Consider the following 26682-nt stretch of genomic DNA (forward strand, 5'->3'; position numbering starts at 1 on the left):
ACCTCACCGGGCCCCGGTCGATCGTGTGCGCTCTGCTCAGAGCCCGAAGTTCCCCGGGCCCCGACGCCTGAGGTATTTCTCGAACTCGGCTGCGATGGCGTCGCCGTCGATCTTCGCGATCGCGTCGGACATGTCCACCTCGGCATCGCCACGCTCTTCGAGGCTGCGCACGTATTCGCTGATCTCCTCGTCCTCTTTGGTCATCTCGTTGACCGCTTCTTCCCACTCCTCGGCCTGGGTGGGCAGTTCGCCGAGCGGTACTTCGATGTCGAGCACGTCCTCGACCCGTTGAAGCAACGCAACGGTGGCCTTGGGATTCGGCGGTTGTGAGACGTAGTGGGGCAAGGCCGCCCAGAACGACACCGCGGGGACGCCGGCCTTGACGCACTCGTCCTGCAACACGCCGGTGATTCCGGTCGGGCCCTCGTACCGGGTCTGTTCGAGATTGAACTGTTCGGCCGACTCGGTGCTGTAGGCAGTGCCCGTGACCGGAACGGGCCTGGTGTGCGGGGTGTCGGCCAGCAGTGCCCCGAGGATCACGACGGTCTCGACCCCCAGCTGTTCGACGAATTCGAGGAGATCGTCGCAGAAGCTGCGCCACCGCATGTTCGGCTCGATACCGCGCAGCAGCACCACATCTCGTTCGCTCCCGGGAGGCGAACACACCGACAGCCGGGTAGACGGCCACTCGATCTCACGGGTGACGCCATCGACCTGCCGAACCGTCGGCCTGTTGACCTGGTAGTCGTAGTAGTCCTCCGAGTCCAGCTCGGCAAGAGGACTGGCATCCCAGATCAGCTCCAGGTGCTCGACGGCACCGCTCGCCGCGTCGCCCGCGTCGTTCCAGCCCTCGAAAGCCGCAACCAGGATGGGCGAGCGCAATTCGGGAATGTCCTCGTCGAGATCGTCGAGGTCGTCGACATCTGTGGCGTTGGCCACAGCGTCGTGTACGGCCTCGATCAACGCTGCGTCGAGAGGCACAGCCGAGTCGGCATCCGGAATGTCCGCTTTTTCGGTACCGTCGTCGTTCGGGGACTGGCCATCGAGGTTTCGGGGACTCACCACGACAGCCTACGACCCGGCGGAACTCCGGTGCCCACTACTCTGTAGTGATGTCCGATCAACACAAGCCCGGTCTGCTCGATGCCATTTCACGGCGCGTTGTGATCGGCGACGGAGCGATGGGCACGATGCTCCAGGACGCCGACCTGACTCTCGACGACTTTCTCGGTCTCGAAGGATGCAACGAAATCCTGAATGCCACCAGGCCAGACGTGCTGCGTGAGATCCACCGTGAGTATTTCGCGGCCGGTGCGGACGCCGTCGAAACGAACACGTTCGGATGCAATCTGCCCAACCTGGCCGACTACGACATCGAGGATCGAATCCGCGAGTTGGCCGAGAAAGGCACTCGGCTCGCACGTGAGACCGCTGACGAGATGGGTCCCGGCCGCGACGGAATGGACCGATACGTCCTGGGTTCGATGGGTCCCGGCACCAAGCTCCCCACACTCGGGCACGCACCGTTCGCCCGCCTGCGCGACGCGTACACCGAAGCCGCGTTGGGAATGATCGACGGCGGTGCCGATGCCATTCTGGTGGAGACCTGCCAGGACTTGCTTCAGGTCAAGGCCGCCATCATCGGCAGCCAACACGCGATGGACAGGCTCGGCGTCCGCATTCCGATCATCACCCATGTGACGGTCGAGACGACGGGTTCGATGCTCGTCGGCAGCGAGATCGGTGCAGCACTGACTGCGCTGGAACCACTCGGTATCGACATGATCGGTCTCAACTGCGCCACCGGTCCGGCCGAGATGAGCGAGCACCTGCGCCACCTGTCCAAGCACTCGCGGCTTCCGGTGTCGGTGATGCCCAATGCCGGTCTTCCGACGCTGGGTGCAAAGGGCGCGGAGTACCCGCTGACCGCCCCCGAACTGGCCACGGCCCTGAGCGGTTTCGTCAGCGAGTACGGCTTGGCTCTGGTCGGCGGTTGCTGCGGCACCACTCCGGAGCACATCCGTCAGGTCGCCGACATGGTGCACGGAGCCACGAAGCTCGAGCGTCTGCCCGCTCCCGAGCCGGGTGTCTCCTCGCTGTACACCGCCGTTCCGTTCGAGCAGGACGCCAGCATCCTGATGATCGGTGAGCGCACCAACTCCAACGGGTCCAAGGCATTCCGCGACGCGATGCTGGCCGAGGACTACGAGAAGTGCCTCGACATCGCCAAGGATCAGACGCGCGACGGCGCACACATGTTGGATCTCAACGTCGACTACGTCGGCCGCGACGGTGCCGCCGACATGGCCGCACTCGCAAGCAGATTGGCGACCGCGTCGACGCTCCCGATCATGCTCGACTCCACCGAACCGGCCGTACTCGAAGCCGGTCTCGAGCACCTCGGCGGCCGTAGCGCCGTCAACTCGGTCAACTACGAGGACGGCGACGGCCCGGATTCGCGGTTCCAGAAGATCATGCGTCTGGTCAAGGAGCACGGTGCCGCCGTCGTCGCCCTGACCATCGACGAGGAGGGACAGGCCCGAACGGCCGAATGGAAGGTGCGAGTCGCAGATCGACTGATCACCGACATCACCGAGAACTGGGGCCTGCGGCACGAGGACATCATCGTCGACACCCTCACCTTCCCGATTTCCACCGGCCAGGAGGAGGTTCGACGCGACGGCATCGAAACCATCGAGGCGATCCGGCAGCTCAAGGAGAAGTACCCGAAGGTGCACACCACCCTCGGGTTGTCGAACATCTCGTTCGGTCTCAATCCCGCTGCGCGCCAGGTGCTGAACTCGGTCTTCCTGCACGAGTGCACCCAGGCAGGCCTCGACACCGCGATCGTGCACGCGTCGAAGATCCTGCCGATGAACAAGATTCCCGACGAGCAGCGCGAAACCGCTCTGGATCTGGTGTACGACCGTCGTAGTGAAGGCTACGACCCACTGCAGAAGCTGATGCAGCTGTTCGAGGGTGTCTCGGCAGCCTCGGCCCGAGAATCCCGCGCCGAGGAATTGGGTCGTCTGCCGCTGTTCGAGCGACTCGAACGGCGCATCGTCGACGGAGAACGCAACGGCCTCGACACCGATCTCGACTCCGCGATGACCGAAAAGCCACCGCTGGAGATCATCAACGAGACGTTGCTCTCGGGCATGAAGACCGTGGGAGAGCTGTTCGGTTCCGGCCAGATGCAGCTGCCGTTCGTGCTTGCCTCGGCCGAGGTGATGAAGGCCGCTGTGGCGTACCTGGAACCGCACATGGAAGCGACCGACGACGACGGCAAGGGCCGCATCGTGCTCGGTACCGTCAAGGGTGATGTGCACGACATCGGCAAGAATCTCGTCGACATCATCCTGAGCAACAACGGCTACGAGGTCGTCAATCTCGGTATCAAGCAACCGATTTCGACCATTCTGGAAGCAGCGATAGACAAGCGTGCCGATGTGATCGGCATGTCCGGACTGCTGGTGAAGTCCACTGTTGTCATGAAGGACAACCTGATCGAACTCAACTCGAGGGGCGTCGCCGAACAATTCCCGGTGCTGTTGGGCGGAGCGGCTCTGACGCGGTCGTATGTCGAGAACGATCTACAGGACGTCTACGAGGGTGACGTGCACTATGCGCGTGACGCTTTCGAGGGACTGCGGCTGATGGACACCATCATGACCACCAAGCGAGGCGGCGGTCCGGCTCCGGACAGTCCCGAGGCACTGGCCGCGAAGGCCAAGACGGCCGAGCGCAAGGAACGCCACGAGCGGTCCAAGCGCATCGCCGAGAAGCGTAAGGCCGAGGAGGCTCCGGTCGTCGTGCCCGAGCGATCCGATGTCGCGGCCGATATCGACATTCCGGTTCCGCCGTTCTGGGGTACTCGCATCGTCCGAGGCGTGTCCCTGGCCGACTACTCGGGTCTGCTCGACGAGCGCGCCCTGTTCCTCGGACAGTGGGGTCTGCGCGGTGCCCGCAAGGGTGAAGGTGCCACCTACGAGGACCTGGTCGAATCGGAAGGTAAACCGCGCCTGCGGTATTGGCTGGATCGTCTGAGCACCGACGGCATACTCGCGCACGCCGCACTGGTGTACGGGTACTTCCCGGCGGTCTCCGAGGGGGACGACGTCGTCGTGCTCACCGAGCCCGAACCCGATGCACCCGAACGTTTCCGCTTCACGTTCCCGCGTCAGCACCGCGACCGGTTCCTGTGCATTTCGGACTTCGTTCGGTCCCGTTCGGCTGCACGAGAATCCGGTCAGGTCGATGTGCTGCCGATGAACCTGGTGACCATGGGCCAGCCCATCGCCGACTTCGCGAACGAGCTGTTCGCTGCCGACTCGTACCGCGACTATCTCGAGGTACACGGAATCGGTGTCCAGCTCACCGAGGCGTTGGCCGAATACTGGCATCGCCGAGTGCGCGAGGAACTGAAACTGTCCGACGGCAAGTCGGTCGCTGCGGAGGATCCCACCGAGGCCGAGGGGTACTTCAAACTCGAATACCGAGGTGCGCGTTACTCGTTCGGCTACGGAGCATGTCCCGATCTGGAGGACCGGATCAAGCTCGCTGCCCTGCTCGAGCCCGAGAGGATCGGCGTGAAGCTCTCCGAGGAGCTGCAGCTCCACCCCGAACAGTCGACCGATGCGTTCGTACTTCATCACCCGGAGGCCAAGTACTTCAATGTCTAGAACCCACCTGCAGGGCGTCCTGTGGGACATGGACGGCACACTGCTCGATTCCGAGAAGATCTGGGACGTCGCCATCGGTGAGTACTCACGAAATCTCGGGACGGAACTGAGCGCAGAAGTGCGCGAGAGCACCCTCGGCAATTCCATGCGCGACGCTCTGAGCAAGGTACTGGCCAACGCCTCGGTCGAGGTCACCGACGAGCACCTGGCTCAGGGTCGCGAGTGGCTGACGGCCCGTGTCGGAGACCTGTTCGCCGAGGGCATTCCCTGGCGGCCCGGTGCCAAGGATGCGCTCGCTCTGGTGCGCGAGATGGGTCTGTCCACCGGGCTCGTCACCAACACCGAGCGTGGCCTGGTCGAGCGAGCCCTGGACACATTGGGCCGCGAATATTTCGACATCACGGTCACCGGCGACGAGGTAGAGGCCGGCAAACCGCATCCGGCACCGTACCTACGCGGTGCGGCACTGCTCGGAATGGACGCCGGATCCTGCCTCGCGGTCGAGGACTCGCCCACGGGCTCACTGTCCGCGCACACTGCAGGATGTCCGGTGCTGGTGGTTCCCTCCGAGATCGCCGTGCCGCCGGCTCCTGGGTACACCATTCGTGACGGCCTTGTCGGTCTCACAGCCGAGGACGTCCGGCGAGCCTGGGCAGCCTGACTCCTCGAATCTCGACCGAATGATTCCGCTGGATACCGACGTGAAAGAATACGAATCCGTGAAGACTTTCGATTCCCTGTTCGCCGAGCTCACCGACCGTGCGAAGACCCGCCCGGAGGGGTCGGGCACCGTCGCAGCGTTGGATGCGGGAGTTCATTTTCAGGGCAAGAAGGTTCTCGAAGAAGCGGGCGAGGTGTGGATCGCGGCCGAGCACGAAAGCGACGCGGCGCTCGCCGAGGAAATCTCGCAGCTGTTGTACTGGGTTCAGGTGATGATGGTGGGCAGGGGCATCGAGCTCGAGGACGTCTACCGACATCTGTGAGTCGAGGATCCGCACGTCTCCCACGAACTCACCGACGAAGGAAAATTCCATGCTGCGCGTAGCCGTACCCAACAAGGGCGCACTCTCCGAGTCCGCCGCAGAGATTCTCAGCGAGGCCGGCTATCGACGCCGAAGCGACTCGAAGGACTTGACGGTTCTCGATCCGGCCAACGGTGTCGAGTTCTTCTTCCTCCGACCCAAGGACATCGCGATCTACGTCGGATCCGGCCAGTTGGATCTGGGCATCACGGGCCGCGACCTGGCCCTCGATTCGGGTGCTGCCGTCGAGGAGCGCCTGGCGCTCGGCTTCGGCCGCTCGACGTTCCGCTACGCAGCGCCCGCGGGTAAGGAGTGGGCACCCGAGGACCTGGGCGGACTACGCATCGCCACGTCGTACCCCAATCTGGTGCGCGCGGACTTGGCCCAGCGTGGGTTGGAGGCCACGGTCATCCGCCTCGACGGTGCCGTCGAGATCTCCATCCAGCTCGGGGTCGCGGACGCGATTGCCGACGTCGTCGAATCGGGCAGATCACTGCGCCAGAACAACCTCGTGGCCTTCGGCGAATCGCTCTGCGATTCGGAGGGCGTCCTCATCGAACGGGCAGGTGCCCCGGGTACCGATTCCGCACGTAAGCAGCTCATCGCCCGCGTGCAGGGCGTTGTCTTCGCCCAGCAGTACCTGATGCTCGATTACGACTGCCCCAAGTCGATCCTCGACGAGGCCGTCAAGATCACCCCGGGAATCGAGTCGCCGACCTTGGCGCCGATGGTCGACGACAACTGGGTTGCCGTGCGCGCCATGGTTTCTCGCAAAGTCCACAACAACGTCATGGACGAGCTCGCCGAGTTGGGAGCGAAAGCTATTCTCGCGTCCGACATCAGGTCGTGCCGCGCGTTCTAGATCCGGATCGGTGGCTGCCGTCAGCCGCGGCGGCGGACCAGGACTGTTTGGGCGATGCGGCCGACAGGTCCCAATTCGTCGCTGAGAGTCCCACCACACATGGCGATTCCGTCCGGACCGGTGGATGTTTCCGCCGAAACTCCCACCCATTCGCCCTGAGGCACCCGGAATATGTGCACCGTCAGATCGGTGTTCAAGAACGTCCATTCGTCGATCGGAAGCTGTGCACCGATACCGTTCGCGATGTCGGCAATGGAGAACAGTCGCTCCAGCGGGGTCATCGTTTCGCCCTGCACCAGAACGGGTCTGGGCCTCGCCCAAATTTCACCCGGTCCGGCGCCACCGAACTCGGTAAGGATCCTGAACTCGACCGCGTCGAGATAACCCGAGGACCACGAGTCACCGAAAGCGAAATCGACCCCATCGCCGGCCGGTGTCAACACTCGGTCGCCGGCGTGTGCGACGTCCTCGGTCGCAGAGGTGCGCATGCGCCACGCACTTCCTCGCGCCACCGCTCGCGAAGTTCCGGCAGAACCTTCGGCCCACAATTCAGCGACGACCAGTTCGACGTTGCTACCGGGACGCTCCGTCCATGCTCGGATCTCGATGTCCGCGACCGGGATCGGACCGAGAATATCGACCACCACCCGGCTGATCCTTGTGTCCTCCCGAGCGTCGACGCGCTCGAGCGCACGGACCAGCAGCGCTGATGGCGGAGCGCCGTGCTGCATCGTCGGTGCCCAGACGCTGACGGTGTTCTCGGTGGCCGTGACTTTCTCGAAGCCGTCCTTGCTGACACCGGCGGGAACGAAGAAAGCGTCCGGAGTAGTCACTGCTCGGCCCCTGCCTGTGCCGCTGCCGCCTGAGGCCAACCCGGGTACGGCGGGGGAGTACCACCGAACTCGGGGCACAGGGCCTGATGGTCGCACCACTTGCAGAGTGCGCCTTTCTTGGCTCGGAAGTCGCCGGTCTCACCCGCAGCCAGAATCGCTTTCCAGATGGCGGACAGCATGCGCTCGAACCTGCGCAGCTCGTCCTCGTCGGGGGCGTAGGTCAGTTCCTGCTTGTCGGCCAGGTACATCAATTTGAGCTGTGCGGGCACGATTCCACGCAGCCTCATGATCATGAGGGCGTAGAACTTCATCTGGAACAGGGCCTTGGATTCGGTGAACTCGCGCGGCGCTCGGCCGGTCTTGTAATCGACAACCCGAATCATGCCATTGGGTGCGACGTCGATTCGGTCGATGAATCCCCGCAGCGGCGTTCCGTCGTCCAGATCTATCTCCACCCGCTGTTCACAGGACTCGGGCTCGAAGTGAGTGGGGTCCTCCAGTTCGTAATATCCGGCAACCAGAGCTCGAGCGCGGTCGAGAAATGCCGTCCGCTCGTCGACCGGCACCAAAGACTCGATGTCGGGCGACTGGGCAACGACCCGCTCCCATGCCGGATCCACCAGGTCGCGCGCAGTCGTCGGCACTCGGTCCTGCGCAGGCAGCGCGTACAGAGCCTCCAGCGCGGCATGCACCACAGTTCCCTTGACCTGAGCTTCGGTGGAGGTCTCCGGAATTCGGTCGACCGCACGAAAGCGGTAGAGGAGTGGGCACTGCTTGAAATCGCCTGCGCGGGAGGGCGACAAGGCCGGAGTGCTGCGGGGGCGAGGTGACGGCATCTGCAGTCGCGCACTGTCACCGAGGTCGAGTAGAGGCAAGTCGATGGGCGTCGACACGGAAATACTCACGACTGCGACCCTATGCCGCTGGTCCGACAACTTCGGTCAAGGCCGTAGTCTGGCACGTCGAGTCGTCCCCGACGCCCACCCGTTCCGGTCGGTCGTCGAACCGAACAACGAAAGCAGGTTCCGCTGTGTCCACCGGTGATTCCGCGTCCGCGTCGACCGACGGGGCCGAGGTCGACGCGCTCGTCGACGTCCCGGTTCCGAGTGCGGACGACGTGGTCACCGCCACGGTCGACGAGATCGAACTCGACCAGGTCCCGACTGCGGACGAGAGCGCCGTCGCACCGGTTCCGACCGGACCCGCCCGCAGTGGGCCGTTCCGTGTCGGCGATCGAGTGCAGCTCACCGATGGCAAGGGTCGCCATTACACGGTCGTTCTCGAGGCGGGTAAGGAGTTCCACACCCACCGAGGCGGAATCACGCACGACAAGTTGCTCGGAGCCGACGAGGGTAGCGTCGTCACCTCGGTCAACGGCACCCCCTACCTCGCGCTCCGGCCGTTGTTGACCGACTACGTGCTGTCGATGCCACGGGGCGCGCAGGTCATCTACCCCAAGGACGCAGCCCAGATCGTGCACGAGGGCGACATGTTCCCCGGGGCACGCGTACTCGAGGCCGGTGCCGGATCGGGCGCTCTGACGTGCTCGCTGCTACGTGCCGTCGGTACCGCAGGCACGGTCATCTCCTACGAGATCCGTCAGGACCACGCCGACTACGCCATCAAGAACGTCGAGACGTTCTTCGGAGAGCGGCCGTCCAACTGGCACCTGACGGTGGCCGACGTGGATCGGTTCGGTGTCGATCGTCCCGGTGAGCAGGTCGATCGAGTCGTCCTCGACATGCTCGCGCCCTGGGATGCACTTCCTGCCGTTTCGAAGGCTCTCGTTCCCGGCGGCGTTCTGCTGGTCTACGTCGCTACCGTGACGCAGCTGTCCAAGGTCGTCGAAGCCCTACGCGCACAGGAATGCTGGACCGAACCCCGTTCGTGGGAGTCGATGGTCCGCGGGTGGCACGTCGTCGGACTGGCAGTTCGGCCCGAGCATCGCATGCAGGGACACACGGCGTTCCTCGTCAGTGTTCGACGCCTCGCCGAGGGCACCGTCACGCCCAAGCCGCAGCGTCGTTCCGGTAAGGGCTGATTTCACGCCTGATCGGCCGTCATGGCGTCGAGTTCACCTGCCGTCTGCCGCGACCGCAGGCACATCGGTGGTCGTTCCGACAGAATCTCTGACCGACGTCGAATTGTGATCGGCGTGATCGGATTCATCCGCGGTGTTGCATCCGGCCAGCGATGTCGCGGCTGCCGTGAGTGCGACGTCTGCCGACATCCTGCGCATCTTCACTGGTGAAGCCCTGTTTCCCCGGTCCGTCCACTGTTCGGTCTGGTGCGGCCGACATGACCCCGGCCGGGGCCCGGGTGCAGCCGATACCCGCCGCCGGCACGCCCGATCGTGGTGTCGGTCCGCACATTCGGGCCGGTGCCGGTAGCGTTGATAGATCGTCACTGGGAGGAGTCGCTCATGAGCTCAACAGACAATCCGGATGTGGCCGCGGCCAGAGCCGAACTGGACGCCGTGCGAGCCGAAGCCGCTTCACTACGTCGTCAACTGGGGGAGTCCCCCGAACAGGTACGCGAACTCGAAGGCCGTGTCGATTCGCTGTCGCTGCGCAACACCAAGCTGTTGGACACCCTCAAGGAGGCCAGGCAACAGCTCATCGCGCTCCGCGAGGAAGTCGACCGGCTCGGCCAACCGCCGAGCGGTTACGGCGTTCTGCTGAGCGTGTTCGACGACGGAACGGTCGATGTGTTCACGTCCGGCCGAAAGATGCGCCTCACGTGCTCGCCCAACATCGAGGCCGACTCGCTTGCGCCGGGCCAGACGGTGCGGCTGAACGAGGCGTTGACCATCGTCGAGGCCTGCACCTTCGACCAGGTCGGCGAGATCAGCACTCTGCGAGAGCTTCTCGGCGACGGATCCAGGGCCCTCGTCGTCGGTCACGCCGACGAGGAGCGCGTCGTGTGGCTGGCCAAGCCCCTGATCGACATGGTCAACGACGACGGCCCGATCGACCCCGACGAGCCCTCACGCAAGCTCCGTCCCGGCGACTCGCTCCTGGTCGACACCAAGGCCGGCTATGCCTTCGAGCGCGTGCCGAAGGCCGAGGTGGAGGACCTGGTCCTCGAAGAGGTCCCGGACGTCGGTTACGAGGACATCGGTGGTCTCGGTCGGCAGATCGAGCAGATCCGCGACGCCGTCGAGCTACCGTTCCTGCACAAGGATCTGTTCCGCGAGTATTCGCTCCGACCACCCAAGGGTGTGCTGCTGTACGGCCCTCCCGGCTGCGGAAAGACGTTGATCGCCAAGGCGGTTGCCAACTCGTTGGCCAAGAAGATCGCCGAGGCCCGCGGCCAGGATGCCAAGGAAGCGAAGTCGTTCTTCCTCAACATCAAGGGCCCCGAACTACTCAACAAGTTCGTCGGTGAGACCGAGCGCCACATCCGCATGATCTTCCAGCGTGCACGGGAGAAGGCGTCCGAGGGCACCCCGGTGATCGTGTTCTTCGACGAGATGGATTCGATCTTCCGCACCCGTGGTTCGGGCGTCTCGTCCGATGTCGAGACGACGGTGGTCCCGCAGCTGCTCGCCGAGATCGACGGTGTGGAGGGGCTGGAGAACGTCATCGTGATCGGTGCCTCGAACCGCGAAGACATGATCGACCCCGCGATCCTGCGGCCCGGTCGCCTGGACGTGAAGATCAAGATCGAGCGCCCCGATGCCGAATCTGCACAGGACATCTTCTCCAAGTACCTGACCGACTCGCTTCCGGTCAATGCCGACGATGTCGCCGAATTCGGTGGTGACCGCGCGGCCTGCATCCGGGGGATGATCGATCGGGTCGTCGAGCGCATGTACGCCGAGAGCGACGACAACCGCTTCCTCGAGGTGACATACGCCAACGGCGACAAGGAAGTTCTGTACTTCAAGGACTTCAACTCCGGTGCCATGATTCAGAACATCGTGGACCGGGCCAAGAAGTACGCCATCAAGTCGGTTCTCGAAACCGGCAACGCAGGGTTGAGGATTCAGCATCTCTTCGACTCCATCGTCGACGAGTTCGCCGAGAACGAAGATCTGCCGAACACCACGAACCCGGACGACTGGGCTCGAATTTCCGGCAAGAAGGGCGAGCGGATCGTCTACATCCGCACCTTGGTCACCGGTAAGAACGCCAGCGCGAGCCGGGCAATCGACACCGAGGCCAACACCGGCCAGTACCTGTAGATCCTGCACAGAGCAGAATCGGGGCGTGTCCGCACAGGGCGCGCCCCGATCTGTGTCCGGGTGCCGTCTAGGCTCGACTCATGCAGCGCATCATCGGTATCGAGGTCGAGTACGGCATTTCTTCCCCCACCGAACCCACCGCCAATCCGATCCTGACGTCGACCCAGGCAGTGTTGGCCTACGCGGCTGCTGCCGGAGTACCGCGGGCCAAGCGCACACGCTGGGATTACGAAGTCGAGTCGCCGCTACGTGACGCTCGCGGGTTCGACCTCGGACGCTTCAGCGGTCCGGCACCGGTCATCGATGCCGACGAGATCGGTGCGGCCAACATGATTCTCACCAACGGGGCCCGTCTGTATGTCGACCACGCCCACCCCGAGTACTCGGCACCGGAAGTACGGGATCCACTGGACGCAGTGATCTGGGACAAGGCCGGCGAGCGGGTCATGGAGGCCGCGGCACGCCACGCGTCCAGCGTGCCCGGAGCCCCGCGTCTGCAGCTGTACAAGAACAACGTCGACGGCAAAGGCGCGTCGTACGGCACGCACGAGAACTACTTGATGTCGCGCGAGACTCCCTTCTCGGCCGTCATCGCCGGGTTGTCCCCTTTCTTCGCATCGCGTCAGGTGATCACCGGGTCGGGGCGCGTCGGAATCGGCCAGTCCGGCGACGAGGCCGGGTTCCAGCTCTCTCAGCGAGCCGACTACATCGAGGTGGAGGTCGGCCTCGAAACCACACTCAAGCGCGGAATCATCAACACCAGAGACGAACCGCATGCCGATGCCGACAAGTACCGTCGGCTGCACTGCATCATCGGTGACGCGAACCTGGCCGAGATGTCGACGTACCTCAAGGTCGGTACCACTGCGCTGGTGCTCGACCTGATCGAAGCCGGAGTGGATCTGTCGGATCTTCAGCTCGCTCGACCGGTGACCGCCGTTCACCAGATCAGCCACGATCCGACTCTGCGTAAGGCCGTGGCGCTCGCGGACGGACGCGAGCTGACCGGGCTGGCGCTGCAGCGCATCTACCACCAGCGTGCCGCGAAGTTCGTGGCCGCCGAGGCGAGCGACGATGCCCGGGCACTGGACGTGCTCGACAAGTGGGCCATGGTGCTCGACCTCCTCGAACGGGATCCGATGGAGTGCGCCCACCTGCTGGACTGGCCCGCGAAGCTTCGTCTGCTCGAAGGCTTCCGCCAGCGCGAGGGTCTGGGTTGGTCGGCACCGCGCCTTCATCTGGTGGACCTGCAGTACTCCGATGTTCGGTTGGACAAGGGTCTCTACAACCGACTCGTAGCCCGTGGATCGATGGACCGCCTGGTGACCGAACAACAGGTCCTCGATGCGGTCGGCACACCGCCGGACGACACCCGGGCCTACTTCCGTGGTGAGTGCCTGCGCAAATTCGGGGCCGACATCGCCGCGGCGAGCTGGGACTCCGTCATTTTCGACCTCGGTGGCGACTCACTGGTACGCATCCCGACTCTCGAACCGCTGCGCGGCACCAAATCGCATGTCGGCGCACTGCTCGAGTCTGTCGACAGTGCTGCAGAACTTGTCGATCAGCTCACCAACTGAGCACCGGGCAACGTAATCCGACAGTTCGATGGTGTCTCGACGACCCGAGCGGCAAGTCTGTCGGTAGGGTAAAGGTCCGTGCACTTTCGGCGGAACGTTCGGTTGCACTTGCACATCCACAACAGTGCATCTCGGATGAATCGATGAACGTGCAGTAGATGTGTTCTCTCGATACACGGAGGAGGTCGGCGACTATGGCACAGGAGCAGACACGGCGCTCTGGCGGCGGCGACGACGATGAGGTCCCAGGCGACACCGGAGCCGGTGGGCAGGAACGGCGCGAGAAGCTGGCCGAGGAGACCGACGACCTCTTGGACGAGATCGACGACGTCCTCGAGGAGAATGCCGAGGACTTCGTCCGCGCCTACGTGCAGAAGGGCGGCCAGTGACGGTGGATCGTTCGGACCCACGGTCGGCCGGTGACGGCATGGCGATCCCGCTCGGATCGAGTAGTTCGTCGTTCTCCGACTATCTCCGTCAGCACGCCCCCCATCTGTTGCCCGAGAGCGGTCTCGCCGCAAACCTGGCGTCCCACGCCGCCAACGGCAGCACCGACAAATCCGGCATCGCACCGCACGGGACGACGATCGTTGCCCTCACCTACGCGGGCGGAGTCCTGATCGCCGGTGATCGCCGCGCCACTCAGGGCAATCTGATCGCCAACCGTGACATGCAGAAGGTCTACGTCACCGACGAGTACTCCGCTGCCGGCATTGCCGGAACCGCAGGCATCGCGATCGAGCTCGTCCGGCTCTTCGCGGTCGAACTCGAGCATTACGAGAAGATCGAAGGCGTCCCGCTCACCTTCAACGGCAAGGCCAACAAGCTGTCGTCGATGGTGCGCAGCAACCTCGGTGCTGCAATGCAAGGACTGGCCGCCGTCCCGTTGCTGGTCGGTTTCGACATCGATATCTCGGACCCGGACAGTGCCGGGCGCATCGTCTCGTACGACGTTGTCGGCGGGCGTTACGAGGAGCGTTCGGGTTACCACGCGGTGGGCTCCGGATCGCTGTTCGCGAAATCGGCACTCAAGAAGCTCTATCGTCCCGGAATGACCGAGGACGAAGCGCTTCGCGCAGCGGTCGAATCGCTGTACGACGCCGCCGACGACGACTCCGCAACCGGCGGACCGGACGTCACCCGGGGGATCTATCCGACGGCAGTGGCGATCACGAGCGTCGGCGCGGACGACGTTGCACACGACCGCGTGTCGGCAGCAGCGCGTTCGGTTCTCGCCGAGCGGACCGCGAGTGCCGCACACACCGGTGGTGCAGACCATCACACCCGGTCCGGTCAGCAAGTGAGCGAAGGGGGTAGCGCGCCATGACAATGCCGTACTACGCATCGGCCGAACAGATCATGCGCGATCGTTCGGAATTGGCGCGCAAGGGGATTGGGCGAGGCCGAAGCGTTATTGCGCTGACCTACGCGGACGGTGTGCTGTTCGTGGCCGAGAATCGCTCGACGGCGTTGCACAAGGTGAGCGAACTGTACGACCGGATCGGTTTCGCGGCTGTCGGGAAGTACAACGAGTTCGAGAATCTCCGGAAGGCCGGCATTCAGCATGCCGACATCAAGGGGTACACCTACGACCGCCGCGACGTGACCGGCAGGTCGCTCGCCAAGACGTACGCGCAAGCGCTGGGGACCATTTTCACGGAGCAGCTCAAGCCCTACGAGGTGGAAATCTGTGTCGCGGAGGTCTCGCATCAGGACGAGCCGATCGCAACGCAGCTTTACCGCATCACGTACGACGGGTCCATAGTCGACGAACAGGACTTCGTCGTCATGGGCGGAACGACGGAGCCGATCGTGGCGGCGTTGAAGGACACCTACCGCCCCGGACTCGGTCTGGCCGATGCGGTGCGCGTTGCGGTGGACGCACTGACTGCGGGACCCGCCGTGCCACCGGCCGCCGGCGGTGAGCCCGAGAAGAAGGTTCTCGAGGTGTCTGCGCTGGAGGTGGCCGTGCTGGACCAGGGTCGGCCCCGGCGTGCGTTCCGGCGCATCGCCGGAGCTGCGTTGGAGGACATGTTGCCGGCTGCGGCACCGGCCGCGCAGGCGACCGCCGACACCGTCGACGGTGTCCCCGACGCGGGACCCTCGTAGCTCTTTCGCAGATCGTCACGAGAACGGCCTCGGGCCCTACCGCTTTCGGTAGAGCGCGAGGCCGTTCTTGTCACTGGTGAACTCGAACCACGTTCCGTCACCCACTACTTCGCCGTCGGCGGCGAGTGCAACGGGAGCGCCCTCCACCTCCACGGTCAGTTGCTGCACTGCTCGGCGAACGTAGGCCGGTGACGAGCCGAGGGTGCCCGTCACCGTCGCCCAGAGCAGTCTGGTTCTCGACGCCTTCGGTTCGGAAGGAAGGAACCGGACGTCCAGCGTGCCCGTATGAATGCTGCTGCGCGACATGGGAACTTGGTCTTCCGGCACGTAGTTGCCGTTCCCCACGAAGAGCATCCACACCGAGTGGCCGGTGCCGTCGAGTTCTATGTTCAACGGTTCCGCGGCGACCAGCACCCTCGTCATCGCAACGGCTGCCGCGGGCCATTTGCCGATTCGGCGCTGAAGCTTCTGACGTAGCCGCACCGAGTCCGGATATCCACCGAAGGTGGCGGTGTTGACGAACGATACGCTGCGGCCGTCGATGGACACCTGGGCAAGATCGACCAGTTCGGCGGTGCCCGCCTCCACGGCTGCCGCGGTGTCTTCCACGGCAGTCAGACCGGTGTCACGGGCGAAGTGATTGAGGGTGCCGCCGGGGAACGCGGCGAGAGGCAGGCCGCTGCGCGCCGCCGACGCGGCGACGCTGACCACGGTTCCGTCGCCGCCGCAGACACCGAGAGCGCGCGGAGACGTGTCCCGAATTCGTTGTTCGAGTTGCTCGTTGAAATCCACCTCTGGATCCGGAACGAACAGATCTGCCTCGGGGAGCGCTCGGCGGATCGCGTCGGGCACCGACTCCGAGCCGTCGCCGGACCCAGGGTTGACGAGCACGAGCAGCCCCCGTCCTCTCTGAAGTGGCTGGACCTCGATCGGTGAGCCCAGATCTGCGGGCTTTTCCGAGCGCACGGCCCACCATCGACGGGTGGACAGCGCGATGGCCGAACCGAGGGCCGCACCTGCGATGACGTCGGTGGGCCAGTGCACACCGACGTGGACGCGTGAGTAGCAGACAGCGGCCGCCACGGGTGCCAGCACAAGTCCTGCCAGCGGAGATTCGATGGCAACGGCTGTCACGAAAGCAGCGGCAGAAGCCGAGTGACCGGACGGAAAGGAGGACGACACCGGCGGAGCCAATACCTGACGCAGGACGGGTACCGACTCGGAACCGGGACGAGTCCGCGGGAACAATGGTTTGAGCAGGCCGTTCGCAACAGAGCTCGCACCGGCGAGCGCCACGAGCCCTCGAACGCCGCCGCGTCGAGCCGGGCCACCTGCGGCCACGAGAAGCGCCGCCGCACCGAACCACAGGCGACCGTGATCGGCGGCGTTGCTCAGGGCGCGCAGACCGCCGTCTGCGCTGCTCTGCCGCAGAGCAGCACTCCGTGCCACCAGGGACAGATCCCACGCATGAACGGCCGTCGCAACAGAAGTACACCTGGGTGTCATGACACCCAGCCTAAGCACGTGCGATTTCGGCGCGCTCCGACACATCGAATCGAAGGTTGCGTTGTAGTGTCGAAGTGTGCAGCGACGAATTATGGGCATCGAGACAGAGTTCGGTGTCACATGTACTTTCCACGGACATCGACGCCTCAGTCCGGACGAAGTGGCTCGTTATCTGTTCCGCCGGGTGGTGTCGTGGGGTCGTAGCTCGAATGTGTTCCTCCGCAACGGTGCCCGCCTCTACCTCGATGTGGGTTCGCACCCCGAGTACGCGACCGCCGAGTGCGACAGCCTGCTGCAGTTGGTCACCCACGACCGCGCCGGCGAGCGTGTTCTCGAAGATCTGCTGATCGACGCCGAGCAGCGCCTGGCCGAGGAGGGCATCGGCGGTGACATCTACCTGTTCAAGAACAACACCGACTCCGCAGGCAACTCGTACGGCTGCCACGAAAACTTCTTGGTACAGCGAGCGGGGGAGTTCTCCCGCATTTCGGACGTGCTGCTTCCGTTCCTCGTCACGCGTCAATTGATCTGCGGCGCAGGCAAGGTGCTGCAGACGCCGAAAGCGGCCACCTTCTGCCTCTCGCAGCGCGCCGAGCACATCTGGGAAGGTGTCTCGTCGGCCACCACTCGGTCGCGGCCGATCATCAACACCCGCGACGAGCCGCATGCCGACGCCGAGAAATACCGCCGGTTGCACGTCATCGTGGGCGATTCCAACATGGCCGAGACCTCGACGATGCTCAAGGTCGGGACGGCAGCCCTGGTCCTGGAGATGATCGAAGCCGGAGTGTCTTTCCGAGACTTCGCATTGGACAATCCGATTCGCGCCATTCGCGAGGTCAGCCACGATCTCACCGGCAGACGTCCGGTGCGGCTCGCCGGGGGACGGCAGGCCAGCGCCCTCGACATTCAGCGCGAGTACTACGCCCGGGCCGTCGAGCATCTGAAGACACGTGAGCCGAACACGCAGGTGGAACAGGTCGTCGACCTGTGGGGTCGGACGCTCGACGCCATCGAGACACAGGACTTCGCGAAGGTCGACACGGAGATCGACTGGGTCATCAAGCGCAAACTGTTCCAGCGCTACCAGGATCGGTACTCGATGGAGCTCTCCGATCCCAAGATCGCGCAACTCGACTTGGCCTACCACGACATCAAACGCGGACGTGGAGTATTCGACCTGCTGCAGCGCAAGGGCTTGGCCAAGCGAGTCACCGAGGACGAGCAGATCGACGAAGCCGTCGATCTACCTCCGCAGACCACCCGCGCCAAGCTGCGAGGAGAGTTCATCACCGCCGCGCAGGAAGCGGGCCGCGACTTCACCGTCGACTGGGTGCACCTCAAGCTCAACGATCAGGCGCAGCGAACCGTGTTGTGCAAGGACCCGTTCCGTTCGGTCGACGAGCGAGTGGAGAGACTGATCGCGTCGATGTAGGCCCGGCGACCGTCCGGTGCCTCGAGTCGCTACCGCTCCGGCACCCACGGAGCAACTAGGCTCGACAGTTGTGGCCACCACCAAAGTCGAACGCCTGATGAATCTTGTCATCTGCTTGCTGTCGACACGTCAATTCCTCACCGCGGAGTGGATCCGTGACAGCGTGGCCGGATACGACGACTCGTCCAGCCACGAAGCCTTCAGTCGAATGTTCGAGCGGGACAAGAACGAACTCCGTGACCTCGGCGTTCCGCTGGAAACCGGAGCCGCAACCAGGTTCGGCGGAGTCGAGGGCTACCGCATCAATCGCGACGCCTACGAGCTGCCCGACATCGACCTCACCAGCGAGGAATCGGCCGCCGTCGCTGTCGCCGTCAAGCTCTGGGAGTCGCCCGAGCTCACGTCGGCGGCGCAGAGCGCATTGCTCAAGCTTCGTGCCGCCGGTATCCAGGTCGACCAGAACGAGTCCGCGGCGGCGGTGACCGCGGTGCCCGCGCGGACTCGGGGTTCCGAACCTGCTCTCGGTGCGTTGCTGGCCGCCATCGACGAAGGTAAGTCGGTGAGGTTCGAGCACCGACCGTCGTTGACGGATCCGTTCACGACCAGGACTGTCCAGCCGTGGGGTGTCGTGACGTTCCGTGGACGTTGGTACCTGGTGGGGCACGACGTCGACCGCGACGACACCCGCACTTTTCGTCTCTCTCGCATCGGTGACGAGGTCAAGTCGTTCGGATCGCCGCAGAGTGTCCGCAAACCCGACGGTATCGACCTGCAGGACATCGTCCGTCGCGTAGCAGGAACGTCCTCGGTGTCGGGCACGGCACGGGTCTGGTTGCACGATGGAAAGGCATTGGAGCTGCGTCGAATGGGAACGATCGTGGGTGCGATGAATCTGGGCACCAGGAGCGGCACGGTCGTCGAGGTTCCCGTGCGGTCCTGGGATTGGATCTCGCGGTTGATCGCGGGCCACGGCGCCGATGCGGTGGTGCTCGAACCGGCGGAATTGCGGGCCGATGTCATCTCGACTCTTCGGACCGCAGCCGCCACGGAGAACGAACGATGAGCGCGCGCCTGTCGGTCCGGTTGGCCAGGCTCCTCAACATGGTGCCGTTCTTCATGGCCAATCCTGGGTTGAGCGCCGAGGAGGCTGCGCGCGAACTGGGTGTGTCGACGGCAACGCTGATGGCCGATCTCAACCAACTCTGGATGTGCGGGCTACCCGGCTACGGCCCGGGCGACCTCATCGATCTGTCGTTCTCCGAGGAGAGCATCGACGTCACGTTCTCTGCGGGCATCGACCGTCCGCTGCGCCTGACGTCGACCGAGGCCACAGCCCTGCTGGTTGCGCTCCGATCGCTGACGTCGATGCCAGGAATGGTCGATCCGTCCGCCGCGCAACGGGCTATCGCGAAGATCGAAACCGCGGCGGGTTCGGCGGCGGCCAACGTGCCGCTCTCGTCCGATCACGACAGTGTCGGCACCGAGGAAGGCGCGGTCTCGAGCACCGTCCGGGCCGCTTTGCGACACCGGCATGCTCTCGACCTGACGTATTACTCCGCGTCGCGGGACGTCGTCACCGAACGAACCGTCGACCCGATCCGGACGGTCGTCGTCGATGACAACAGTTATCTGCAGGCATGGTGCAGACGAGCCGAGGGCGTTCGGCTCTTCCGGTTCGACCGCATCGACTCGGCAGTCGAGCGGGACGAGCCTGCCGCGCCCCCGGAGTCGGTTCAGGACGAGGACGCCTTCGAGATCTTCAACGACGATCCCTCGTTGTCGCAGGCGCGACTGAAGGTATCGCCCGCGTATACCTGGATTCTGGACTACTACCCGATGACCCAGGTCGCAGCGGAATCCGACGGTTCGATCGAGGTCACCATGCGGTTCGCGACCTTGCAGTGGATGACCCGTCTGACGCTCGGATTCGGCGGCGGCGTCACGGTACTTTCACCTGAATCCTTGGTGAACTCCGTCCGCGAACGCGCACGTTCTGCGCTGGACGTGTATTCCGAGCTGGACTCGACCAGCGCAGACAGCACCCCTACAACATGAACACAGGGCAAACCAGCGCTCGCCGGTGCTGAACGAGTCACCCGTAGTCGGGTACGCTCGATTCATCTGATCTCAGGAGGTTCACATGGGATTCACCAGTCCCTGGCACTGGGCGATCGTCGCGGTGGTCGTCATCATTCTGTTCGGTTCCAAGAAGCTGCCCGACGCTGCTCGTGGACTCGGTCGCTCGTTGCGCATCTTCAAGAGCGAGGTGAAGGAGATGCAGAACGACGGTAAATCCGACACCGACACCACCACGGCACAGCAGCCGACCGCTCCTGCACAACTGCCTCCGCCTGCGCCCGTTGCCCCGACGAACGTCGACGCACAGCACGACGCGAAGTCTGCCTGAGCGCAGACCGCTCAGCACACCTTCGGTGCCACGTGGGCACCGAAGGTTCACTGCTGTCGGTGACGGCCCGGTGCCGTCGGCCGACCGAAGAAGGCTGACCGAACAACACCATGCGCATTCCGTTCGATCCAAGGCGTAGCAAACGCCGAGTCAATCCCGACGGCACGATGTCGTTGGTCGATCATCTGTACGAGCTGCGGACCCGGCTCCTGTGGTCGCTCGTCGCTGTCGCCGTCACCACGTCGTTCGGGTTCTTCTGGTATTCGCACACGATCCTCGGCGTCGAGAGTCTCGGTGACCTCCTGCGAGGTCCGTACTGCACACTCGATCCGAACCTTCGCGCGAACTTGAGCAAAGACGACCAATGTCGCCTGCTCGCGACCGGACCGTTCGATCAATTCCTGCTTCGATTCAAAGTCGCGTTCACCGCCGGGGTCGTGCTTGCCTGCCCCATCTGGCTCTATCAGATCTGGGCGTTCATCACGCCCGGCCTGTATGCCAACGAGCGGCGGTACGCCGTCTCCTTCGTCACCGGAGCGGCTGCTCTCTTCGTCACGGGCGCCATCTTGGCGTACTTCGTGGTGGCCAAGGGCCTGCACTTCTTGCTGTCGATCGGCGACAACGTACAGATCACCGCGTTGAGTGGCGATCAGTACTTCGGATTCTTGATCAACCTCCTCATCATCTTCGGTGTCAGCTTCGAGATCCCGCTGCTCGTGGTTGCTCTGAATTTCGTCGGCGTGCTGACCTACGAGCGACTCAAGGCGTGGCGTCGCGGTCTGATCTTCGGTCTTTTCGTTTTCGCCGCCATTGCGACACCGGGGCAGGACCCGTTCTCGATGTTGGCGTTGGCGTTGGCGTTGACGGTCCTCTTCGAAATGGCAGTGCAGATTGCGCGAATTCACGACAAGCGTAAGTTGCGCAAGAGAAGAGACGAATGGGGTGATGTGTCAGATGACGAAGCAACACGTATCGAAGGCGCAAGTACGATCGAGTCCCCACACGCTGTCGCTCCGACACCGCCCCCCAGCGGATTCGGTGCAGCAGCCCGTACCGAGTCACAGTACGAGGACACCATCTGACGTCCGCCGATGCGTCGGGACCGACGCATGACGGAGACCACGGCCGACGTCCAGCCGAGCACGACACCCACCGAGCTGCAACGTTTCTCGGCCGAACTCGGCTTCCCGCTCGACAGGTTTCAGGTCGATGCGTGTACCGCGTTGGAGAACGGCCACGGCGTTCTGGTCTGTGCCCCTACCGGTGCAGGAAAGACGGTGATCGGTGAGTTCGCCGTTCACCTGGCCCTCGCAGCCGGGCGAAAGTGCTTCTACACCACTCCGATCAAGGCGCTCAGCAATCAGAAGTTCGCTGAGCTGACCGCACGGTACGGCCGCGACACAGTGGGCCTGCTCACCGGTGACTCTTCGATCAACCCCGATGCCCCCATCGTCATCATGACGACGGAGGTTCTGCGAAACATGCTCTATGCATCGTCGGACGCGCTGCGAGGACTGTCACACGTCGTGATGGACGAGGTGCATTATCTGGCCGATCGCTTCCGGGGGGCGGTGTGGGAAGAGGTCATCCTGCACCTGTCCGACGACGTGCGCCTGGTGAGTCTGTCGGCCACGGTCAGCAACGCCGAGGAGTTCGGCGCGTGGATGAGCACGGTGCGCGGTGACACCACGGTCGTAGTGGACGAGAACCGACCGGTACCGCTCTCCCAGCACATCATGGTGGGGCGCCGGTTGTTCGACTTGTTCGACACCAGAGCGCAGTCACCCGACGGTAGCCAGAAGGTAGTGGTCGACCGCGAGCTCGTCCGGCACGTCAAACAGCGCCAATCTCTCGACTCGATGGACCGCTGGCACTCACCGCACAGCCGAGGCCGCGGCGGTCGAGGTGGCGGAGGAGGCCGCGGTGGCGGTCAGGGCAGCGGGGCCAACAACCGGCCGCTGGCCCGGCCGGATGTGATCGCCAAACTCGACGAAGAGGGTTTGCTCCCCGCGATCACGTTCATCTTCAGCCGCGCCGGGTGCGACGGTGCGCTCACCCAATGCATGCGCTCGCGTCTGGTGTTGACCACGCCCGAGCAGGCCGAAGAAATTCGGTACATCGTCGAGAAGCACACCTCGGAACTACCGCGTGAGGACCTCGAGGTTCTGGGCTTCTGGGAATGGCGCGATGCACTCGAGCGTGGCTTCGCCGCCCATCACGCCGGTATGTTGCCCGTCTTTCGGCACACCGTGGAGGAACTGTTCGTCAAGGGCCTGGTCAGAGCCGTGTTCGCCACCGAGACACTGGCGCTCGGTATCAATATGCCGGCCCGAACGGTAGTACTGGAAAAGCTGGTCAAGTTCAATGGTGAAACCCATGCGGAGCTGACCCCGGGGGAGTACACACAGCTGACCGGTCGCGCCGGACGACGTGGCATCGATGTCGAAGGCCATGCCGTCGTGCTGTGGCAGCCGGGCACCGAACCGACCGAGGTAGCGGGGCTCGCGTCGACCCGTACATTCCCGCTACGCAGCTCGTTCGCGCCGGCATACAACATGTCCATCAACCTGATCGAGCAATTCGGTGCCGCGGATTCGCGTCTGTTGCTCGAGCGATCCTTCGCCCAGTTCCAGGCCGACCGCTCGGTGGTCGGCATGGTCCGGGGCATCGAGAAGAACATGCAGACGCTGGACGCGCTCGGTGCACGCCTGGGCGGACCCGACGGCGAATACTTCGAGTATGCGCGGCTGCGAGAACGCCTCAAAGACCGCGAGAAGACTCTCGAACGCCAGAGCCGCTTGGATCGACGAGACAACGCGGTCGATTCGCTGCGTGCCCTACGTCGCGGCGATGTGATCTCGGTGCCGACCGGTCGCCGCAGCGGCCTTGCCGTCGTCTTGGAGCCGGACGACGACCGGGCCGATCCGCGTCCGCTGGTGCTGACCGAGGACAAGTGGGCGGGCCGACTCTCCGCAGCCGACTTCCCCTCGCCGGCAACGTCACTCGGAACGATGCGGCTACCTCGATTCGTCGACCATCGCACGGCGAAGACTCGCCGTGATCTCGCGGCGGCGTTGGTCACGCGTGGTATTTCGCAACCGTCGGACCGTATCCGACGGAAGTCGACAGCAGCGGACGACAAGGAACTCGCCACCCTCCGTCGAGCCATTCGATCGCACCCGGTGCACGCCCGACCCGATCGTGACGAACTCGGCCGTACCGGCGAGCGCTACAACCGGTTGGCGCGAGAGACCGAAACGATGCGTCAGAAGGTGTCGGCCACGACGAACTCCCTGGCTCGCACCTTCGACCGGATCCTGGCGCTGCTCGCCGACCGCGGGTACGTCACACCGGGCAAGGATCCCAAGGTGACCGACGACGGTGCCAGGTTGAGCCGAATCTATTCCGAGTCCGACCTGCTCGTGGCGGAATGCCTCCGCGGCGGCCTGTGGCAGGGTCTGTCGCCTGCCGAGTTGGCAGCGGTGGTCTCGGCAGTCGTCTACGAATCGAGGTCGGAGGGAGACATAACTCCGCACGGTCCGACGGGTCCGATTCGACACGCACTCACCGAGACGGTCCGGGTGTGGCACGAGCTCCGTTCGGACGAAGTTCGGCACAAGCTGCCGCCGACCAGAGAACCCGACATGGGTTTCGTGAAGGCCATCTACAAGTGGGCGTCCGATCACTCGTTGGTCGATGCCCTCGTCACGGCCGGGGACAACGGCAAAGCACTCTCGGGTGGAGACTTCGTGCGGTGGTGCCGACAGGTGATCGATCTTCTCGATCAAGTTCGGCTCGCGGCCCCGGAGCCGGAGCTGTCGAGGACGGCGGCGCGCGCTGTCGCAGCCTTGCGCCGCGGAGTGGTCGCCGTCGATGCCGCATAAGAAGGAACAGCCGAATCGGACTGCCGGGTCGGTACGGCGGAGACTCACGCAGGCGAGCTACTGTACCCCCGACGAATCCAAAATTTCAGTGGAGGCGAGATGAGCGGCCCATACGGTCCGACCGACCCCGACAACAGTTGGTCGCGTACACCCGACCAGCAGGACGGCTCCGCCGAAGACACACCGGAGACACGCGCCGACACTCCCGCATCTCCTGGTCATTCCGCGGGCTCCACTCCCGCATCTCCTGGTCATTCCGCGGGCTCCACTCCCGGATCTTCACCGGACTCGCAAAGCTCGGCACCGTCGGCATGGGGCCAGTACGGGCAGCCGCCCGCAGCGTCGACCACGCCGTACGGAGAGTCAGCGCCGGGCGCATACGGGCAGAATCCACAGCAGCCCGGCGGTCAGTACCCACAGGGCCAATACCCACCGACCGGGTATCCACAGGGCCAGTACCCGCAGGCCGGCTACCCCCAAGGGCAATACCCGCAGGGTCAGTACCCGCAGGGGCAGTACCCTCAGGGCGCGTATCCCCAGGGCCAATACCCCCAAGGCCAGAGTCCGCAAGGCCAGAATCCACAGGCACCGGCCGGTCAGAACCCCACCGATCAGTACCCGGCCGGCCAGCAGTACGGAGCGCCCTATCCCGGGGCGGGCGCACCGCCGTCCGGTGACGCGGGCTATCAAAACCCTTACGCCCCACAGCAATTCGGCGGCGGTCAGTACGGTCCCGGTCAGTACGGTGCCACTGCGTACGGACAACAGCCGCAGCAACCATGGAACCCGAACCAGCAGTACCCCAATCAGCAGGTGCCCGGTCAACCGGGCGCGCGGCCGGCCGGATCGCAGTCGAAGAAGCCCCTGATCATCGTCGGTGTCGTCATCGCGGTCGTTGCGGTGCTCGCGCTGGTGTTGTTCTTCGCATTCGGCCGCTCGACCACCCTCGATACTGCGGCCGCCCAAGAGGGAGTCCGTAAGGTCGTCACGGAGTCCTACGGAGCGTCCGACGTCTCGGGGGTGTCCTGTCCCCAGGACATCGAGGTGAAGGCCGGCACCAGTGTGGATTGCACCCTGACGGTCGACGGAGCGTTCAAGAAGGTGACGTTGACCTTCCTGGACGACGACGCCAATTACGAGGTCTCGCTACCGAAGTAGTCACCTGAAATTGCTCGGTCAGGTCGGCGATGCCGTGGCCGCCATCGCAGCGACGAGGCGGGCCACGGCATTTTCCACTCCGAGGGTCCCGGCAAGGTCGTTCAGTGCGTCGACGTCGGCGGGCTCGGCCGGGATCTCGTCCGACTTCGACAGCACGACGTCGGCGTCGGTGACCACTCGGACGACAGGAAGGGCCGCGTCGAGGTAGTCGCTCGCGTTGGCCAGTTTCGCCCGGATCCCCTTGGCCATGTCCGACGACGGATCGAGTGCCGCGTCACGCAATGCTGCAACGGACTCGTACTGCAGCATCAGGGTCGAGGCCGTCTTCTCTCCGATTCCCTTGACTCCCGGTAGGCCGTCCGAGGCGTCACCTCTGAGTAGAGCGAGCTCGGCGTACGCCGCGCCCGCGCGGTGCAGAGGGACTCCGTAGCGTTCGGAAACCAGTGCGGGGTCGAACATTTCGGCCTTGGCCAGCCCTCGACCCACGTACAGCACCCGAACCTCGTTCGGTTCGTCTGCCGCGACCTGCAACAGATCTCTGTCCCCGCTGACCACGACCACCGGGTCCTGTCGCTCCCGCGCAGCCAAGGTGCCCAGCACGTCGTCTGCCTCCAGCCCCTCCGCGCCTGCCGTCGCAATGCCCAGCGCGGCGAGAACGTCCATGATCATGTCCACCTGAGGAGTCAACGTTTCCGGAACCTCCTCGCTCTCGGCGACCTCGGGAGCAGCCTCTGCCACCCGGTGCGCCTTGTAGGACGGCACGAGGTCGACTCGGAACTGCGGCCGCCAGTCGAGATCGAGGCACACGGCCAGCCGACTGGGTTCGGTGCGTGCGATCAGCGCCGAGATCATGTCGAGAAAGCCACGGACGGCGTTGACGGGTCTTCCGTCAGGCGCCGTAATCGACTCGGGCAGTGCGTAGTAGGCCCTGAACCACAGGCTCGCGCCGTCGAGGAGCAGTAACGGCGACTTTCCGGGGGCGGTCATGGGGCTCATCTTGCCGTACGGCATTAGCCTG

23 protein-coding genes are annotated in these 26682 nt (G+C 64.4%); 17 read left to right on the forward strand and 6 right to left on the reverse strand.

All coding sequences use genetic code 11. The features are described 5' to 3' along the window. Positions 1–36: 36 nt before the first annotated feature. Positions 37–939, reverse strand: a complete 903-nt coding sequence (locus tag ASG84_RS20110) for a PAC2 family protein (RefSeq protein ID WP_057478814.1) — start codon at positions 937–939, stop codon at positions 37–39. Positions 940–1112: 173 nt separating this feature from the next. Here ASG84_RS20110 and metH point away from each other — a divergent pair, with 173 nt between their 5' ends. From metH to hisG, 4 genes are read left to right on the forward strand one after another with little or no spacing between them, the layout of a single operon-like run. Beyond that, a complete protein-coding gene (metH, locus tag ASG84_RS20115; RefSeq protein WP_057478736.1) occupies positions 1113–4682 on the forward strand; it encodes a methionine synthase in 3570 nt (1189 codons plus the stop codon). After that, positions 4675–5343 carry an HAD family hydrolase gene (locus ASG84_RS20120; protein WP_057478737.1) on the forward strand — a complete coding sequence of 223 codons (669 nt, stop codon included), beginning with the start codon at positions 4675–4677 and terminating at the stop codon, positions 5341–5343. Before metH ends, ASG84_RS20120 begins: the two co-directional genes overlap by 8 nt. 19 nt (positions 5344–5362) lie before the next feature. Then, positions 5363–5665, forward strand: a complete 303-nt coding sequence (locus ASG84_RS20125; protein WP_442970992.1) for a phosphoribosyl-ATP diphosphatase — start codon at positions 5363–5365, stop codon at positions 5663–5665. 49 nt (positions 5666–5714) lie between these two features. Further along, the gene (gene hisG / locus ASG84_RS20130; RefSeq protein ID WP_057478738.1) at positions 5715–6566 is read left to right on the forward strand and encodes an ATP phosphoribosyltransferase; all 852 of its coding nucleotides are present in this window, start codon (positions 5715–5717) and stop codon (positions 6564–6566) included. A gap of 20 nt (positions 6567–6586) precedes the next feature. Here hisG and ASG84_RS20135 read toward each other — a convergent pair whose 3' ends face one another. Continuing rightward, entirely contained in the window at positions 6587–7399 is an 813-nt protein-coding gene (locus tag ASG84_RS20135; protein WP_057478739.1) for a thioesterase family protein, read from the reverse strand. Beyond that, entirely contained in the window at positions 7396–8235 is an 840-nt protein-coding gene (locus tag ASG84_RS20140) for a RecB family exonuclease (RefSeq protein ID WP_057478815.1), read from the reverse strand. The genes ASG84_RS20135 and ASG84_RS20140 overlap by 4 nt, the downstream gene beginning before the upstream one ends. 305 nt (positions 8236–8540) lie before the next feature. Here ASG84_RS20140 and ASG84_RS20145 point away from each other — a divergent pair, with 305 nt between their 5' ends. After that, positions 8541–9440 carry a tRNA (adenine-N1)-methyltransferase gene (locus tag ASG84_RS20145; RefSeq protein WP_057478816.1) on the forward strand — a complete coding sequence of 300 codons (900 nt, stop codon included), beginning with the start codon at positions 8541–8543 and terminating at the stop codon, positions 9438–9440. A gap of 33 nt (positions 9441–9473) precedes the next feature. Here ASG84_RS20145 and ASG84_RS27600 read toward each other — a convergent pair whose 3' ends face one another. Then, positions 9474–9629: a hypothetical protein gene (locus ASG84_RS27600; RefSeq protein ID WP_156399621.1), complete on the reverse strand. Its 156-nt coding sequence runs from the start codon at positions 9627–9629 to the stop codon at positions 9474–9476. Positions 9630–9821: 192 nt separating this feature from the next. On the opposite strand from ASG84_RS27600, the gene arc reads away from it, so the two are divergent. The 5 genes from arc to prcA all read left to right on the forward strand — a co-directional run bounded on the left by arc (position 9822) and on the right by prcA (position 15274). Then, on the forward strand, positions 9822–11585 hold the full coding sequence (gene arc / locus ASG84_RS20150) for a proteasome ATPase (protein ID WP_057478740.1): 1764 nt from the start codon (positions 9822–9824) through the stop codon (positions 11583–11585). Positions 11586–11665: 80 nt separating this feature from the next. Next, positions 11666–13165, forward strand: a complete 1500-nt coding sequence (gene dop / locus ASG84_RS20155) for a depupylase/deamidase Dop (protein ID WP_057478741.1) — start codon at positions 11666–11668, stop codon at positions 13163–13165. 194 nt (positions 13166–13359) lie between these two features. Next, entirely contained in the window at positions 13360–13554 is a 195-nt protein-coding gene (locus ASG84_RS20160; RefSeq protein WP_008716348.1) for a ubiquitin-like protein Pup, read from the forward strand. Further along, a complete protein-coding gene (gene prcB, locus ASG84_RS20165) occupies positions 13551–14492 on the forward strand; it encodes a proteasome subunit beta (RefSeq protein WP_057478742.1) in 942 nt (313 codons plus the stop codon). The genes ASG84_RS20160 and prcB overlap by 4 nt, the downstream gene beginning before the upstream one ends. Continuing rightward, entirely contained in the window at positions 14489–15274 is a 786-nt protein-coding gene (gene prcA / locus ASG84_RS20170) for a proteasome subunit alpha (RefSeq protein ID WP_057478743.1), read from the forward strand. Before prcB ends, prcA begins: the two co-directional genes overlap by 4 nt. 36 nt (positions 15275–15310) lie before the next feature. On the opposite strand, the gene ASG84_RS20175 is transcribed toward prcA, so the two are convergent. Beyond that, entirely contained in the window at positions 15311–16780 is a 1470-nt protein-coding gene (locus ASG84_RS20175) for a bifunctional phosphatase PAP2/diacylglycerol kinase family protein (RefSeq protein WP_057478744.1), read from the reverse strand. A 76-nt stretch (positions 16781–16856) separates the two neighbouring features. Here ASG84_RS20175 and pafA point away from each other — a divergent pair, with 76 nt between their 5' ends. The 7 genes from pafA (at position 16857) to ASG84_RS27150 (ending at position 25664) form a co-directional block, all read left to right on the forward strand. Continuing rightward, the gene (pafA, locus tag ASG84_RS20180) at positions 16857–18215 is read left to right on the forward strand and encodes a Pup--protein ligase (RefSeq protein ID WP_170944814.1); all 1359 of its coding nucleotides are present in this window, start codon (positions 16857–16859) and stop codon (positions 18213–18215) included. A gap of 70 nt (positions 18216–18285) precedes the next feature. After that, the gene (locus tag ASG84_RS20185; RefSeq protein ID WP_057478745.1) at positions 18286–19278 is read left to right on the forward strand and encodes a helix-turn-helix transcriptional regulator; all 993 of its coding nucleotides are present in this window, start codon (positions 18286–18288) and stop codon (positions 19276–19278) included. Continuing rightward, on the forward strand, positions 19275–20270 hold the full coding sequence (locus tag ASG84_RS20190) for a helix-turn-helix transcriptional regulator (RefSeq protein ID WP_057478746.1): 996 nt from the start codon (positions 19275–19277) through the stop codon (positions 20268–20270). Before ASG84_RS20185 ends, ASG84_RS20190 begins: the two co-directional genes overlap by 4 nt. Before the next feature lie 85 nt (positions 20271–20355). Beyond that, positions 20356–20622: a Sec-independent protein translocase subunit TatA gene (gene tatA, locus ASG84_RS20195; protein WP_057478747.1), complete on the forward strand. Its 267-nt coding sequence runs from the start codon at positions 20356–20358 to the stop codon at positions 20620–20622. 110 nt (positions 20623–20732) lie between these two features. After that, positions 20733–21704, forward strand: a complete 972-nt coding sequence (gene tatC, locus ASG84_RS20200) for a twin-arginine translocase subunit TatC (protein ID WP_057478748.1) — start codon at positions 20733–20735, stop codon at positions 21702–21704. A gap of 27 nt (positions 21705–21731) precedes the next feature. Further along, positions 21732–24506 carry a DEAD/DEAH box helicase gene (locus ASG84_RS20205; protein WP_057478749.1) on the forward strand — a complete coding sequence of 925 codons (2775 nt, stop codon included), beginning with the start codon at positions 21732–21734 and terminating at the stop codon, positions 24504–24506. A gap of 99 nt (positions 24507–24605) precedes the next feature. Further along, the gene (locus ASG84_RS27150; protein ID WP_082521104.1) at positions 24606–25664 is read left to right on the forward strand and encodes a DUF4333 domain-containing protein; all 1059 of its coding nucleotides are present in this window, start codon (positions 24606–24608) and stop codon (positions 25662–25664) included. An 18-nt stretch (positions 25665–25682) separates the two neighbouring features. On the opposite strand, the gene ASG84_RS20220 is transcribed toward ASG84_RS27150, so the two are convergent. Continuing rightward, positions 25683–26660: a 5'-3' exonuclease gene (locus ASG84_RS20220; RefSeq protein ID WP_057478818.1), complete on the reverse strand. Its 978-nt coding sequence runs from the start codon at positions 26658–26660 to the stop codon at positions 25683–25685. Between the last annotated feature and the right edge of the window lie 22 nt (positions 26661–26682).

The sequence above is a fragment of the Rhodococcus sp. Leaf278 genome (assembly GCF_001426085.1).
Taxonomy (GTDB): Bacteria; Actinomycetota; Actinomycetes; order Mycobacteriales; family Mycobacteriaceae; genus Rhodococcoides.

Excerpts from the sequence above, each read along its gene's own strand:
- ASG84_RS20140 (WP_057478815.1), bottom strand. The coding sequence starts at position 8,235 with ATGCCGTCACCTCGCCCCCGCAGCACTCCGGCCTTGTCGCCCTCCCGC.
- ASG84_RS20190 (WP_057478746.1), top strand. The coding sequence starts at position 19,275 with ATGAGCGCGCGCCTGTCGGTCCGGTTGGCCAGGCTCCTCAACATGGTG.
- ASG84_RS20205 (WP_057478749.1), top strand. The coding sequence starts at position 21,732 with ATGACGGAGACCACGGCCGACGTCCAGCCGAGCACGACACCCACCGAG.
- ASG84_RS20220 (WP_057478818.1), bottom strand. The coding sequence starts at position 26,660 with ATGAGCCCCATGACCGCCCCCGGAAAGTCGCCGTTACTGCTCCTCGAC.
- ASG84_RS20175 (WP_057478744.1), bottom strand. The coding sequence starts at position 16,780 with ATGACACCCAGGTGTACTTCTGTTGCGACGGCCGTTCATGCGTGGGAT.
- tatA (WP_057478747.1), top strand. The coding sequence starts at position 20,356 with ATGGGATTCACCAGTCCCTGGCACTGGGCGATCGTCGCGGTGGTCGTC.
- metH (WP_057478736.1), top strand. The coding sequence starts at position 1,113 with ATGTCCGATCAACACAAGCCCGGTCTGCTCGATGCCATTTCACGGCGC.
- prcA (WP_057478743.1), top strand. The coding sequence starts at position 14,489 with ATGACAATGCCGTACTACGCATCGGCCGAACAGATCATGCGCGATCGT.
- dop (WP_057478741.1), top strand. The coding sequence starts at position 11,666 with ATGCAGCGCATCATCGGTATCGAGGTCGAGTACGGCATTTCTTCCCCC.
- ASG84_RS20125 (WP_442970992.1), top strand. The coding sequence starts at position 5,363 with ATGATTCCGCTGGATACCGACGTGAAAGAATACGAATCCGTGAAGACT.
- ASG84_RS20120 (WP_057478737.1), top strand. The coding sequence starts at position 4,675 with ATGTCTAGAACCCACCTGCAGGGCGTCCTGTGGGACATGGACGGCACA.
- hisG (WP_057478738.1), top strand. The coding sequence starts at position 5,715 with ATGCTGCGCGTAGCCGTACCCAACAAGGGCGCACTCTCCGAGTCCGCC.
- ASG84_RS27600 (WP_156399621.1), bottom strand. The coding sequence starts at position 9,629 with ATGTCGGCAGACGTCGCACTCACGGCAGCCGCGACATCGCTGGCCGGA.
- tatC (WP_057478748.1), top strand. The coding sequence starts at position 20,733 with ATGCGCATTCCGTTCGATCCAAGGCGTAGCAAACGCCGAGTCAATCCC.
- ASG84_RS27150 (WP_082521104.1), top strand. The coding sequence starts at position 24,606 with ATGAGCGGCCCATACGGTCCGACCGACCCCGACAACAGTTGGTCGCGT.
- ASG84_RS20160 (WP_008716348.1), top strand. The coding sequence starts at position 13,360 with ATGGCACAGGAGCAGACACGGCGCTCTGGCGGCGGCGACGACGATGAG.
- arc (WP_057478740.1), top strand. The coding sequence starts at position 9,822 with ATGAGCTCAACAGACAATCCGGATGTGGCCGCGGCCAGAGCCGAACTG.